Here is a 14,917-nt window from a genome sequence, read left to right on the forward strand (position 1 = left end):
CAGCCGAAAGGGCATCCACGACGACATCAGCGATCCTGGAGATGACACCGACAATCCCATCCCAGGCATCTGATGCCGTTTCTTTCATCCAATTCCAGGCGGCAGCAATCTTTTCCTCCGCCCACTTCCAACCCTGAGCTACGGGTTCAGTGATCCAGTCCCAGGTTCCGGTTTCTTCCTGTGTATTTTGCTGGATCAACTCTGTATTCTCTTGAGGTTCAGGGATCCGGTCATACGCCCGAAATCTTCCTGTATCTCCGGAACCTGAAAGCCTCTGTCCGCAAAAACTTCTGCAGGAAACAAGCAACTCAGTCCAACCCATGCCAAGAAAAAAAGAATCATAAAATGCCTGGGAACTTTCCCCATATCCGTCTGTTGAAGCTCCTCTCAGAAGGTGAAATTATATATTCCATTTTATAATATATTTTCATTCAATTTTGTCTACTATGTACAATTTTTATTCTAGAAAATATAATGGGTAACAGAATGCAAATTAAAGACCCCATTCTTCTTCACCTTAACCACCGCTTTCATTCCATTACGACTGACTCTGCCATCACGCGACTATAAAAAAAAGAAGTTCTGAATAATCCTGGAATGACTCTTTAGAACTTCTTTCTTAACCTGGAAATATGCCTGTTATCCTCTGTTCCCAAATTATAAAACATATTTTTCATAAACTTTGCCACTACGCAATCCTACGACAATCATGTCCAGTCCTTGCCGGTTTACTTCAAATTGTTCTTTGGAAAGATCAGCCATTTCAATCCAATAATGAAATGGAAAAAGCATCGGCTGCTCCCGAATCAAATCTAAAGGCATTACCTTCTGACCGGCGGCTTTTACAATGACCTGAACGAGCCACCTTTTAAGCATCGGTGAAGTGACTTCCAACTTGGGCAAAGCCGGTTCAATCCCCGTTTTCCGGGAATCAATAACACCCCAAAAGCGCAGGCTTGTCAGTACGGCGCTGACAGCCACTTCCACCCGGCGCCGATCGCCATACATGGCTTTGATCCGCCGATAAATCTGGGAGCTTGGTACTTGGTCCTGGATACGGCTTAAGACTCCGATCTCGGTTACGACATCCTTAAAAAAGGGATAAGCGAGCAGTGTCATGCCATAATGAAGCAAAATCCGTTCTTTTGAAGTAAGCGTGGGAAAAAGTTTGAGTGCCTGTTTCTGGATCTCCTTATGCTCTTCATCGACGCGAACCCAGATTTTCATCAGCATGGTGATCGCATGTTTTCTCGACATTTCCCCGTAAATATCGGCAGCCAAACAGGTATGAAGTTTTTCATACATTTCCTTTATTTCAGTGGTTCTAGCTGCATTTGCTGTAAAATCCAAGTGATGCAACATAATTTTCTGATCAAAACCAACTGCTTTTTTCACCCATGATCCCTCATTGTTCATCATTCTTTTTCCAAGCCACACGCACAAAGGGCACGATGACTTCTTCCAGGCTGATTCCGCCGTGGCTAATCACTATCTGATCTTTTATAATAAAGGCTTGATCGTTTTTTGCCAATAGGACATGGCAATTTTCCGGGAGTGCCACATCATTCCAGCCAATGGAAGGAAACTGCTCACTGGCCCGGTCCCGAAGCAATTTCTTCTCATAGATGCGAACCCGTTCACCCCGTGTCTTGGCCAATACCCCTTCCGATATTTTCCCGATCCCGATGCTTTCTTTATTGCCATGATCAGAAGTAATATATACGTCAAAACCAGATTGCAACAAGTCATCCAATAACTGCTCCAAGTACCTGTTTTTTAACCAAAGAGATAATTCTTCATACATCCCCGGCATTCCTTGAATGGCCCCATGCATCAGCTGATCGATTGTATCAATGACAAGGCCAGCTCTCAAAACGGTTGGCTTTTTAAAGGCTGTAATTTGTGTGCGGTCATATTTCCCTTGTCCCAACCCTTTTTCAAAAGTCACATGTAACCTGGAAACTCTCTGGTTTTCCCAAAAACTTTTCCACCTTGCTTCTTCTTTTTGCGTGGTAAACAAGGAGTCTGCAAAATAAAACGGGGGCTCTCCGGCAAAAATCGCCTGGCGGGAGACAGAAGTAATCGTTGGCACCCAGGCAAAGACTCCCCGCTCTTCCAACTGATACCGGACCGACAAGGGTTGTTTTATTTGCGCCCATTGGACAAAACTCATACCATCCAACACGACAAGAGCAACTTTCTTTTTCTTCTTTTTCATTTGCAGATAATGGGGAATGTGATGAACCATCACCGGAAAAGGAACATACGGCAACCGGATCATGCTCTGGTAATAGCTGCATATCCAGTCTTGAAATTGGTCGTCAATCTGTTTTTCCAGCTGTTTTGCTTGTGAATCGAGCTCATCATTAAACGTAGCGCCTAAAGCCAGCGAAGCATGCTTCCATTCCCCATAGACTTGAGCAATGTTCAGCCAATTCTTGTAAGTAAGCTCCTCTTGCAGCAGCGCTTTTAATTTCCCGGTGAAATAAGCCAGCTGTTCTTCTTTTTGCTTGGAGCCGGTTTTGCTTGCAACCCCGACTTGCATCCATTTTGGAAGGAACCTGGCATTGATCCCGCTTAAACGAGTTAATTTTCCTTCAAGAAACAGGTTATCCAAAACTGCCTTCACACCGGGAAGGTAAAAATAGGAATACGGGTTGTCGGGAGCTGTTTCTTTCACAAATTGAGGGTCTTTCGATTTACGTTTAACCAACTGCTCCCACTCTTTTTGCACATATTGATAAAAACAGGAATCAGATGAAACCAACTCCGTCAGCGGCAGGTCTGACAAGGCCGGCCGCTCTTTTAAGCGTTTCACAAGATAAACGACCAGCGCATCAGGATAAACAATCCCTTCAATATATTTTCTGAACAAAAACTCCATCAGGTGGTCTTTTGTCTCAATTTCTTCATAACCGCTTCCTTTAAACAGCTTCCTGAGAAGAAAATCACACGTCTCCGCAAAGGAAAGAGTGCCTTGAACCTGTCCATAGACAGCATCCAAGGCATCGATTTGTTCAAAGGTTAACTGTTTAAGCACGGGGAGATTCAGCCTGGGAAACAGGTCCGCAAGCCGGAGCTCAACGATCTCCCCATGCTGGTACAGGAAATAAGGGACATGGTGAACCCATTCCTCCGTTACATGGACAACGAGACAAAAGTTCCCCTTTTTCAAGCGGTCGCGATAGGTGGCCTCAAACAAATAACGGAAACGGATTGAATCTTCAAAGGCGACAATTTCCAGATTTTTTTCAAGCAACTGATCGAGAATCTTTTTCTCCTGCAGCAAGCGATCCGGATCGGAAATGATCATTACGGCGGGAAGCGGATCAGCAAAATACTTGAGAACTTCATCTCTCCAGGTCATGATCGCTGTCCCCTTCCTTACAGCCCCAGCCGGATTTGGGCATTGTTAAAATACATCAGCAGTTTATCGTCTTCATTGATTACTTTCTCCGGTAACCGTTCTCCCACTTGCACAATTGTCTCATAATCTTTCTCGCTCCATGCTTTCTTAAAGCCGGCCCGCACCGCTTCCGTGCGGAATACTTTCAATTTCTTCCTGCTTTTGCCCAACTCTTCCTCATATCTGTTAAACTCCCGCAACAAGGCTTTCTCCCGCAATTTTTCCAAATCGGCCTGTTTATTGGGATCAGGAACGTACCAGCGGTTCCGCGCTTTTTCAACCCGTATGGGATCATCTTTCGCCAAGGGTCGCAAATCGGGATAATTGCGATTCAGATAACTTTGGATTTGATCCGGAATCTCCCCCTCCCCTTCATAGCAGAGGAAGTTTTGTTTTAATAGTTCATCTAACTCAAAAGTCTTTTCATGTTTTGCAAGATGCTGTATTTGCTTTGTGAATTCTGGGTGTAAATCTTGCCTTGTTTGCGGTTTTTTCATTAACTGTTGCCGCAGCCATTCGATGGCACTCGTTTCATCGGAAACAAACAAGTTCAGTTGCGTAAATTCTTTCACCAGAATCCGTTTTTTATCGTACTCCGCGACTTGCGTATCCAGGAAGACCATCCCGTCGCGCATGGGAAAACGTTCCATGGTTTGCGCTTGAAACTCGGCAGAAGAGAGCGGAACCGGGTAGCCATTTTGCACATGGTAAGCCACCATGCGGTCAAACAAAATACGCGGTGTCCGTTCTATATCGACTACCGCCTCCCCTTTTTTGCCGATAAAGGTAGCCAATTGCGCCAAATGCCCTTTCACAAACTGCCATGCCGATTCGGCGGAACCCGCAGCATTGGTCAGATTGTGAGCCATCTGTTCGGTGGGCTTATAGGCGGAGATAACCAGGTCCTGTTTTACCGCCGTCGTTGTGGTCACCGCCTTGAAGCTGCCCTGCTTTTTGTCCAATGCCGCTACATGGGCGATAATAAAGTCCGCTTCTTGAAGTGCTTGCTGAATCGTATTCCAGACACTGGCTTTCGAGTTGGAGAACTCCACTGTCATCCAGCGGCCCGGCTTAAGCACCCGATACGCTTCCTGAAAACATTCGGTCATCAGTTTGCGGTAATCGTCGATGGTTTTACCCTGCATGCTGTTTTCAACCGCTTCTGGTCCATTATTTGTAAAAACTTTTAACCAGGCTTCCCAAAGAAAGTTTAGTTCAGAATACATTAGGTTTGCCCCAAAAGGCGGGTCTAAAAAGATATAATCAAGTGAATTATCAGCATGTTGTAGTTGTGTTGTAGAATTAGTGCTAATCAAAGAATAATTTGACGGAAAACCAACTTTACAAAAGTCCCTTAATTTTCGATCAAGTAACTTTGCAGATGAATTCTCAGTCCATAATGATGGAATATAATAAGTTCCACTAACTGTCCCCATTTTTCTATCTAAAGTAAACTTATATAATTTTGTTGTGCGAATCATAGAGGAGGTTAGCCAGATTTTTAATAAGCTAATATTTGATTTATTGATTTTATCATATACAACAGACAATAAATATAAATTCCTTTTTGTATAAAAATGATGAACATGGGTTGTTCCATGCGATTTTATTGGCTGTTGAGTGTTATAACCATTTGGCAGCTTTTCTATAGGAACCCAATAAGAAATTTCACTTTCTTCGATTTTGCGGATTAAATCCAGATCAAAAGAATCCGGTTTCTTTTCAAACCGCTTTTTCTGATACGTATAATTTATCAAAACCGGCACTTGTTTCGCCTGTTTCACCGTTTCGTCCAACTCCGGGTCATAACGGCTAACCCAAGCCCGCTCACACCTTTTTTTCGTTAATTGCGCTTTACAATTCGGGCATAAAAAGGAATCATGAACTTTTCCTTTTTCCTGATCCACGGCCACTTCCCAGAACACCAGTTCCTCACTGCACTCCGGACAAATGAACACATCGCTCCAGACGGTGTAGTTGATCCGCCCCATGACTGGATTTCCCTCAGCGTCAACCTGGGGCACTCCGTCAATTACATGCCGGGTTTCATACATCCACCCGCATTCTTTGTCCACTTCCTCCAAAATCCGCTCTGCTTCCTGGCGGAATGCTTCAACATCTACCGGGGTGTTGTAGTTATAGGCAATAAACGTAGCCGCCGGGGAGAGATCGTTTAATACCGCTTTTCTTGCACCCAGCCTGGAAAACGGTTTCCCTTCTTCATTCAAAATGGTGCCATCTTCCCACACCTGATACCCCAGGCTCTCCACCACGGCACGGTCTCCGCACAGCTGGGCGGCTACACCCGTCATACCCGTCCCGGCAAAGCCGTCAAACACGATATCCCCCGGATTGGTATAGTGCAAAATATAGCGCATAATCGCTTTGTGCGGCACTTTGGTATGGTAAGAGTGAGCGTTATAGATCGGATCATTTTTTCCTTCCTTCACATCGGCGGCAAAAGGCTCGCGGTGGTACTCTTCCTCTTCGCCATAAAGACTTTTCTTTTCTGCTTCCCATTCTTTCATGATCTCATGAATAAACGGATTGGGGCACGCCGTATAATAAGGCGGATCGGAGAGGGCGAGGATATCCTCATCCTCGCCAATCGGGAACCCCTCCATTTTTCTCAGTTCAGGCAGTTGTTTGCGCAGTTCTTCCGTAAAATATGCGCGACGGGCTTCATCATTGGCAAAGGTCCTGCCCAGACATGTAACGGGACCTTCTTTTTTCTGGCTATTAAACAAAGATGCTTGTTGATGCAAGGTTATTCCTCCTCTTTGGCTAACATAATCCGCACATTGGATGCAGGCTCCGCTCCCACATAATCAGCAAGCAATTGTTCAAAGTTTTTCTTTAGTTCGGGCAGAGTAAGCGGGCTTCCATCCCCCATCATCTGTATCACTTGGGAAACTGGTATTTTGATCCGCTCAATTCCTTGCAACAGTTCTTTGACCGCTTTAAGGAAGCGGGGATCGATCGGCAATGGCAATTCTTTCCGGGACAAGAATGTATGAATGAGATCCTGTTGCTCTCTTGCCAGCAATTCAATATTTTGCCTGACTTCCTCCGCATTCAGGTTCCGGACCAATAAATCGGTCCATTGCTCAAGCAATGTTTCCAGTTCTTCTTCCAACAAGGCCAGATTGTCTTTTGGCACAAAGCCTGCCACGGGACGGAACTGGCACGATGGGCAGATTACCTGGTGTTCCAGTTGTTCTTTCGTCAATGCATAGCAGGTCTTGAGCGATTGGATTTTTTTTGTCCATGCTTCCAGGCTGCCGACAGGGAAGATCTCAACCGTTCCCAGTCGATTTAACGCTTGAAAACGCGGATCCTGAAGCAGTTGTACCTTCCTGTTTTCTTCTGTGGCATTTAAACGGACCCGGCTATGAAGATCGTAATAAATCGATTGGTACTCTTCTTTAAGGCGTTCCGCTTTTTGCCATGCTTGCCTGCCATCTTTGCCTGCTGTCAACGCCATTGACATTTCGCCCAGTACTTCTTGAACTTGTTCTTGCCACGGGTGATCTGCCGGCAATATATTTCGGGCGTGCTGGAGATAGTTGGCTACCTGATTCCATTCCTGCACTTTCCGTTTCAGCATTTGCAGCTCTCTCAGGCGCTGAACCGATTGTTTTTGCTTTTCGATTTCAGCCAACGAGTATCTCAGATTCTTCGCTTTGGCAGGGGTATCAAACCTTTGCAATCCTTCCAGAAACTTTTTCAAACTGTCCAGCTGCTTACGGTCATCAGAAGCAGCCAGGGCCTGTCCATCCCATGAGACGATTCCTCGGACCAGCTCATGGTTCATTTGTAATACTTCGCTAATAAGCGCCTGTGCTTTGGTATGGGCTTGAACAATGCCCTCTGATAACGCGGTGCGCAGCAGGCTGGGATTTACTTCAAGCAGGTCAAATACCGCTTCCCACTCGCGAACGGGAAGATCACTCGGCTTTTTAATATAGTGAAAATCAAGCAATTGCATGAGCGGCAATTTTACCAGTTCGTCCAGCTTCATCGCATCATAGGTCTCGCCATGAATGGTCATTACAATATCTCCACTATAAACCAGGGCAGCCAAAACCACGATCAACAGTTCAGGTTCCATCCTGAACTTCACAGTTTGCTGAAATAACTCTGTTCCCTGCCGGGAAACAGGTTTGATGAGCTCGCTTCGATTGACAACTTGCCCGGGGCCCTTTTGCGCCAACAGATCCAGAATCCATTTCGCGTAACCCGAATCCCCGGGTTGTGTCCTCTCCTGTTTATCCAATAAAACCAGGCCGCTTAAAATCGCTTTTCCATTCCTGGTTTTCGGTTTGGCAATGTTTTTTAGCGCCTCGGTGACATATCCGTTTAAACTTTCACAGGTTATCGGGGTGTTTACTTTTTTGAATGAAGGATAGTCCGGATATTTCTCGTGAAACCACGGAGCCAGACAATCTGCGGCTGCTTCATCCATGATTTCCTTGACGGACTCTTTCGCATGGGCAAACGTGCTCCACTCGTCCAATTTTTTCGTTTTGCCCTGATAGGTCATTTTAAAGGCCGTAGGCATGTTTTCCATAAACCAATTTGTACAGCCTTTGAGATAGGTCCGTGCTTTATCTTCATAGGTCCTCTTCTGGCTGCTCTCCGCAATTGCACTCATCTCTCTGGCGGCACCATATAATTTCAACCGGTCAATAAATGCCTGGTCTTTGCCCACAAACCTGAAGAAAACTTCATCCGGCTTTTGCTCATCATGAAAGCGGGGAGGATCAAACGGCTGCAGAATATAAATATAGAAATCCCGTTCCGGCTGGGCCGTCGAACGCTCATTTGGCGCACCAAAGAATAGATATCCTTGCCGGGTTACATTGCGATCATACCAGGGCAGTTCATATTGCCAAATGCGATAGCCGGTCGTGTAAGGATCTCGCGAATTTTCGGTAACGATTCCAAACAACTCAAAGAAATAGCGATCCAATTGTTCATCGGACAACATTTCGGCTTTTTGCTGAATCAGTGCATCAAAATCGATGTCTTTATCCAAATCCAGATAATATTGCCCGTTCTCTTCACTTTTGGAGATATATTGGTAACTTACCGCTTTCATGATTTCTTTCAGGGCCGCTTCAATGGTAGTACGCAAAAAGCCGGCCGCATCCTCATCATCCAAAATGACCGGAAGATGCAGGAACAGGCCATCCCGCAATTCTTCTGCGGTTAATCCTACCCTCATGTATATATCATCCGTAGTCAGGCGAAAAACAGCAAGAGCATTTACAATTCGCTCTGCCATCGGGCGATAAATCGGCTTGATGCCGGAGTGCTGAACCCGATCTTTGAGAGTTTTTACCCGGTTCATCACCTTTTTGATATCCGGATTGCTTTTCAGAGATGTATCGCCTTCGATATAAGTCCAGTAACTGTCATAAGAAACCAGGCCAGGGCGATCTTCAGGGACGGGTTGATCCAAAAGCTTCTTGATCTCATTGCTGATCGTTTTTAAAGCGACCCGTTTTTCCGTAACCATTACTTTTTCAAAAGTAGACAAATAAGCAGGGTGAATCGGGAAAAGTTCCACATATTGTTCCATTTCTTCATTCAATTTCGCATACAGCTTCGTAAACTGTTGCAAATGTTCACGAATGAGTGCTTTTTGCTGCTCATTTTTCTTCAGGAGGCGCTCGGAGGCAACGTAAGCAATATCCTCCCGGATAATGCTTACCTGTTCAAACCGTTCCTTGACCCGGCGAAGTTGGTCGGCGACAAAATGAAATTTGGGGTTATCAAACAGCATCTCCTGGATCCCGGCGATAAAGCGGAACTCTGTCAGGCTGCAAATCTCTCCGATTTCGCGCAAAAAACCAAGATCCAGGTAAAGATCCTGTTCTTTGCGGGTACGCAGGTAATCCAGCAGTTCATCCACAACCAAGAGAAGGCCGTGATCAGGATAAGCTTCTTTAAACGCTCCCATCATCTCCATAAAGCTATCCTTGTTACTTCGTACCTGGTCAATGGGAGGAAACTGATAATCGATGCCCATTTTTTCAAGATGATCTGTTAATTCACCGCAAATAAAATCGCGAAGGGGCATCCTGGTTGTTCCAATTTCCGAACGAACCACCTTGAATTTTCCTTCAATCTCTTTTGCTTTCGCTGACACTTGCGGGTTGGAAAGACGATCACTGGCCCCCTCCAATTCAGCAATCGTTGAGATGACACTCATCAAGTGCGATTTACCTGTCCCATAATTGCCAACGATTAAAATCCCTTTATTATCAACAAACCGTTCCAGCTGCAATTGTTCAATCAGGAGTTCATTGATTTGCTCGGCCATCCGCTCAGAAATAACATAGGTATCCAACAATTGATAAGCCCGCTCTCGGTCATCCGCTTCGCGAAGTTGCACAACCGATTCCAATGGCTCAAACTGAATTAAATCGCGATATAACAAATGGACCTCTCCCTTTCTCTATATTTGAATGATCATGGCTTCGTTGATTGGGATGCGAACATGCTCCAGATGTCCGGGATCTGCATAAATCAGTTCACTGTCTGTCACTTGTCCATACCAGGGAATGACAAAAACAACCTTCCGGCTCATATTTTCCAAAAGTTCCCCTGGATTTAATTGTAATGAAGAATCAAAGAGAACGTCTATATGATCCAATAAAAAAAGAGATTGAGAGTAACCGGTGAGAATCTCACGAAAACAGATATCCACTTTTCGAGGACGTTTATGTACCGGAATTTCCATCAGCATATGGCTTAATTCCAAACTTAAATTGAGATATATCGCATCAATTTTTTCTGCTAAAGTGCGAAAATCATATTTTCCGCAATCTCCGGCCAGGAAAATCAATTGATGTCGATGGCGAGTAATTTCTTTCAAACTGGTTAAAATTGCTTCAACCACTTGGGTGTTTATTTTTGACACCTCTTTTCCTGCCAATTTATCCTGTTCAAACCGTTTTCCAATCATTGTCACTCCAACCCGTCCAGATCCGATTCCAGATTTCCATCCATCCACTCCTGCTGTTCTTCATCGTTACCATAGTCATCCAGGAATTTTTCCATTTTGAGTCCCGATTTTCCTGTCTGGTTTTGCGCATAGGTTCGATAGGATCGGCATGAAAAACGGACATCGCAATTCCGGCAAACATGGGTGGCGAAGGGAAGGGTCTTGCGGGCTGTGACCGGTTCTTTCAGCTTTGTCCAGTCCGGAGGGTGAAACTTGCAGTCCTCAATACGGTCGACCACTTCACCAAAGCGGCAAATGGTGGCCTCGACCCGGTCCGGATCCAGCGGAATCGTGATGACCGGGTCCCACTCTTCCACCGCCTGTATTATTTTTTCCTCCTGATTGGAACGGAAGGCCTCTTTCAGGGCCTCCGTCTGCCCTGTGGCGATAATCCCCGCACCGTCGAGGCTTTGTCGCCGGAGCGTCTGCCAGATATAGGCGTAAATGTTAAGCTGGACTTCGTAAAGTTCCGGATTTCCGGCTACCGTGTCACAGTCATGGGTCTTGACATCATACATGACGGTTTCCCCGTTTTCCTCCACAATATCGACGACTCCCTGAATCGTATATTTCCTTCCCGCAGGAGTGCGCTGTTCCGGTAGAGTCAACAGTATTTCCGTGTCCGTTACCCGTTCGGCCAGTTCATGCAGCTTCTCCCAGTAAAGCAGAACCTGTTCCAATGCCTTTTGTTTTGCCTCCCCGGTAATGGCGTGTCCGCCTTCCATGCGCATCAGCTCGTAATTCTCTTCAAATGCGTCAATGATAAATTGCCTGACCTCCTTTTGATCCATCTACAACTTTACCTCCCGCTTCAATGAAATCAGTCTGTTATGCAAATCCTCAATCGTTTTATGCACCAGCGTCCCAAAAAACATCGTTTGCGAGCGCGAAGGCACAAATCCATATTTACGGAAGACCATATACTGGCGCGGGCACTTCTGGTACAGCAAAAAATCAGAGGTATATGAGTAAATCCTGGGCAAAACATCCTGCTTCATGATGACAGCAGGCAAAGTAGCAAGATCAAAATCCGGGATGCGGAGGGTTTTTTTATCCAGCATCTCTTTAAACGGTTTAAATGTGGAAATCCCACGCCCGCGCGCATTGGCGATGACAAGCAAGTTTTCGGCACGGGAAAGGGCGACATAATACATGCGCATCATGTCGAAATCCGGCACTTTCTCCAGCGGTTCCGAGTTTCTGTTCAGCATGGGCCGGACGATCTCCTCCACCCGCTGTGTTCTTCTTTTGGAGTTAAGTGAGCCGAGGATTACGACGGGAAATTCCAGCCCTTTGGACTGGTGAATCGTCAAAAACGGGATGCGCCCTTTGGGAAACGGATTGTCGCCATTTTCCAGTTCGGTTTCTCCCAACCGGTACAGGGAATACACAAACCCCATAAAGAAACTTTGCACAAACCGATTTTCCACGAGCAACCGTCCGGAGATCACCACCTGATTCTGTTCCATATATCGGGCCAGATATTTGGTCATTTGCGACAAATTCCAGATTGGACCTTCATCGGTTCCATTTTCCGCCAGTTCAAACATCTGCTGAAAATACTTGAATCTGCACAGACGGTAAAAGCAGTCCAGCACACTCCAATCCAGTGATGAAACCCTGTTCACAATATAATGAAGGGTGAATGGTTCATTCTCTTCCAGTTTCCGTTTTGCAATCCGGTCCAGAACATAGCTTCCCAGCCCTTTTTTCGCTTCTTTGCTGATTCCCTCCGTATCTTTCAATATCTGCTTATGTATGTCCGGATCGTAAGGCCCCTGCAAGTCCCAGCCTTCTTCTTCCACTTTCCCGGTTAAAAGCTGATAATCCTTTGCTGTCTGCTCTACTTCCATTCTTTTTTTGGAAATGTAACGGGCCAGATGCTGATCCTCTTTCATCAGTTCTTCCGCCCTCTTTAAGCACAGTTCCATCCATTCCTGAAACCTTTGATAGTCTCCGGCATATCCGTTATCTTGAGGTTTTCCGAAGATGGACAAAAAAAGCCCCATCACCGCGATCGGTTCTTCCAGTTCGAAGAAACGGGTGGCGCGCGGTGCGTAGACGTTTAACCCCATTTTCTCCAGTGCCCGTTTCATGAGCACTACCGGCCTTGCCTTCAGGGAAGAAAACAAAAAGGCGATTTGATTGGGGTCGGCCACCTTTTTTTCATCCAGCAATTTTTTCACAAGTAAAGCGATTTCTTCCGCGATCGATTCATTATCTGTGTTTGTGGAGGCAATAACGGAGGCACGAGTGTCAATGCTATTGGCCCTGATTCCCTTATCTGCCAGCCGGTAAAACCCTTTTCCATCCTCCCTCCCCCAGTCTTCCTGCTCCATAAAAGCCGTGTAAAAGTCAACAATTTTTTTGCGCGACCGATAGTTGACACTTAGTTTGATTTCTGTCGGTTTTACCTGTAAATATTCCTGGCAGCGCTGTGGAAACTGGACAAAATTCTCCACCGTCGCGCCCCGGAAACGATACAAAGCCTGATCATCGTCTCCAACGACACAAATATTTTTGTGCCCTTCAGCCAGCCGGAAGAAAATTTTTTCCTGAATAGCATTGGTATCTTGATACTCATCAATGATAATATGTTCAAATTCATGAATGACACGGTCGTTATTCATCAGCATTTGCAGCGCTTCTTGCTGCAGCAGTGAGAAATCTGCCTGCCGGTGTTTGCCACCCCGGAGTTTCTGCAAATAAAGCTGGTAAATTGTCACCAGTTTGTCCAGAAAGGCATCACAGGAAGAAAATTTCCGCAGTTCCTCAACCGGCAAATTTTCCTCGGACCAGCGGTTAAACAGACTGATCATGGAGACTGTTGCCTGATGACGGGACCTGGAACCATTTTTGAAAAAATCTTTCTGTTCCTCCAGAAACTGTTCGCGTTCCATCCCGATTTCGGATAAAAACTCTTCCCAGAAGCGATAGTGATGAAGCAGGAAATACTGGTCCAGTTCATCAAGCAGGGACGGGATCTGCTGGCGCGAACGGTCCGGAACAAAACGCCGGTCTCCAAGCATTCGCTGACACAGGGAATGTACCGTTCCAATATACATTTTTGAAAGGTTAAACCTTCGCCCTGTCTGGTTGGTTACCTGCCCCAAAATCGTTTCCAGTCCGTCCCTAAGCTGTTTGGCCGCTTTCTCCGTAAAAGTGGACAAAAAAATCCGCTTTGGATCTATCTTTTGAAAGACAAGCAGATTGACCGTTCGCCATAACAGCACCCGTGTTTTGCCCGATCCGGGGCCAGCAATGAGAAACAGCGGATTGCTCAAATGTTTGATTGCCCTCTCCTGTTGTGGGTTTGGCGTAAAGCCCGACTGGGCAAACATCGTATCCAGATTCATAAACCAATTCCTCCAATAAGCTCCTCTTGAACAAACAAGCTCCTTTAAAATCTTTGCTGACCTAAATAATTTTAACTGTTCAGTAAATCTATTCGAAAACAATAATATTTTTATGTGCAAAATCTTGCAAAATAAAGAAGAAATAAGTCTCATTTTATCCGGAATCATTTATTTCTGAAAAATTATTTCAAACTGAACTCTCCCCATCCAGGATGAATCTGGATTTATAAACCTGTCCTTCCCCTAAAGCAATGGCAACTCATAGCCTTCAAATCGCTGTCAGTGGATTGATGGGATGCAAAAGAACAATCCATACCAATCTTCTAAACGAATTTCACAATAGGTAAGTAGTAGTCGGTCATATTTTTCCAGCCATCTTTGCTGAAGAACTTTTGTACCGGAGCAGGCGGTCGGTGAGATGGAGACGGGCACTTTGCACGACTTTGCTTCCTTTGGACAATTTCGTGGCTCTGTCCACTCCTTTTGTTCTGACAATAGCCAAGAATTTTTCTTGCTCTTAGCCAACCACTTCGTGCGGATGTTGATTAATAAAAAAAAGACAGGGATTAACTTTGCATATTCCTGTCCAAATATCATTTATCTTAAGATATCCCCTTAATCCTCTTTATCCTCATTGATGCCAAACCATTGCAAGTCATACTGTTTTCTTTTTATTATTCCACCGATTCTGCTAACTTTCTTTTCAATCATATCACAAAAGTATTCATCAATATCAAATCCTTCCGGATATTGTCCACTTCCGGAAGTCTGCATCCATTCTTCGACAAACACTTTTTGAATCTCTTTTTTCTTCTCTTTCTTGCCTCGGATGATGACATAATCATAGTCGTGAACCCTGACATCAATATGATACAATAAAAAATATTTTTATCCTCTGGATGAGAAATTACAAAATCTACAAATTCATCTTCAGACTCTTCTACAAATTTCCTCTCAGCTTCCTCCCAAGCTTCTTCAAATTTTTTCTCTACTTCCTCCCGACTAAATGGAATCTCTAAAACCGATAGGATACGTTCTATTTGATTATCAAGTCCCGTGATCTCAAAAACAGCCCAAGCGTGTTCAAATTGGCAATAATCGGTTAGCTTACTCATCACTACAACTCCCTCAATAAATTAAGTT

Annotated in this window: 10 protein-coding genes; all 10 read right to left on the reverse strand. The window is 45.1% G+C overall.

What is annotated here, in order from left to right; translation table 11 throughout:
• Positions 1 to 199 (reverse strand): hypothetical protein (locus H2C83_RS15045; protein WP_181742018.1); only part of this gene is annotated, 199 nt, incomplete at its 3' end.
• 458 nt (positions 200 to 657) lie between these two features.
• Positions 658 to 1,395: a hypothetical protein gene (locus H2C83_RS15050; protein ID WP_181742019.1), complete on the reverse strand. Its 738-nt coding sequence runs from the start codon at positions 1,393 to 1,395 to the stop codon at positions 658 to 660.
• Positions 1,396 to 1,405: 10 nt separating this feature from the next.
• Positions 1,406 to 3,367 carry a BREX-3 system phosphatase PglZ gene (gene pglZ, locus H2C83_RS15055; protein WP_181742020.1) on the reverse strand — a complete coding sequence of 654 codons (1,962 nt, stop codon included), beginning with the start codon at positions 3,365 to 3,367 and terminating at the stop codon, positions 1,406 to 1,408.
• Positions 3,368 to 3,384: 17 nt separating this feature from the next.
• Positions 3,385 to 6,171 (reverse strand): DNA methyltransferase, encoded by a 2,787-nt coding sequence (locus tag H2C83_RS15060; RefSeq protein ID WP_220184208.1) that lies wholly within the window; start codon positions 6,169 to 6,171, stop codon positions 3,385 to 3,387.
• Positions 6,172 to 6,173: 2 nt separating this feature from the next.
• Positions 6,174 to 9,851 carry a DUF6079 family protein gene (locus H2C83_RS15065; protein ID WP_181742021.1) on the reverse strand — a complete coding sequence of 1,226 codons (3,678 nt, stop codon included), beginning with the start codon at positions 9,849 to 9,851 and terminating at the stop codon, positions 6,174 to 6,176.
• An 18-nt stretch (positions 9,852 to 9,869) separates the two neighbouring features.
• Positions 9,870 to 10,379 (reverse strand): BREX-3 system P-loop-containing protein BrxF, encoded by a 510-nt coding sequence (brxF, locus tag H2C83_RS15070; protein WP_181742022.1) that lies wholly within the window; start codon positions 10,377 to 10,379, stop codon positions 9,870 to 9,872.
• 2 nt (positions 10,380 to 10,381) lie between these two features.
• A complete protein-coding gene (locus H2C83_RS15075) occupies positions 10,382 to 11,209 on the reverse strand; it encodes a PD-(D/E)XK nuclease family protein (protein WP_181742023.1) in 828 nt (275 codons plus the stop codon).
• Entirely contained in the window at positions 11,210 to 13,774 is a 2,565-nt protein-coding gene (locus H2C83_RS15080) for an ATP-dependent helicase (protein WP_181742024.1), read from the reverse strand. It abuts the gene before it with no gap.
• A 358-nt stretch (positions 13,775 to 14,132) separates the two neighbouring features.
• Positions 14,133 to 14,276 (reverse strand): hypothetical protein, encoded by a 144-nt coding sequence (locus H2C83_RS17470; RefSeq protein WP_220184210.1) that lies wholly within the window; start codon positions 14,274 to 14,276, stop codon positions 14,133 to 14,135.
• A 113-nt stretch (positions 14,277 to 14,389) separates the two neighbouring features.
• Positions 14,390 to 14,650 carry a hypothetical protein gene (locus H2C83_RS15085; RefSeq protein WP_181742025.1) on the reverse strand — a complete coding sequence of 87 codons (261 nt, stop codon included), beginning with the start codon at positions 14,648 to 14,650 and terminating at the stop codon, positions 14,390 to 14,392.
• Between the last annotated feature and the right edge of the window lie 267 nt (positions 14,651 to 14,917).

The organism is Thermoactinomyces mirandus (genome assembly GCF_013868055.1).
Taxonomy (GTDB): domain Bacteria; phylum Bacillota; class Bacilli; order Thermoactinomycetales; family Thermoactinomycetaceae; genus Thermoactinomyces; species Thermoactinomyces mirandus.

What these genes read in the sequence shown, in the direction of transcription:
- H2C83_RS15080 (WP_181742024.1), bottom strand. Translation starts at nt 13,774, where the DNA reads ATGAATCTGGATACGATGTTTGCCCAGTCGGGCTTTACGCCAAACCCA.
- brxF (WP_181742022.1), bottom strand. Translation starts at nt 10,379, where the DNA reads ATGATTGGAAAACGGTTTGAACAGGATAAATTGGCAGGAAAAGAGGTG.
- pglZ (WP_181742020.1), bottom strand. Translation starts at nt 3,367, where the DNA reads ATGACCTGGAGAGATGAAGTTCTCAAGTATTTTGCTGATCCGCTTCCC.
- H2C83_RS15075 (WP_181742023.1), bottom strand. Translation starts at nt 11,209, where the DNA reads ATGGATCAAAAGGAGGTCAGGCAATTTATCATTGACGCATTTGAAGAG.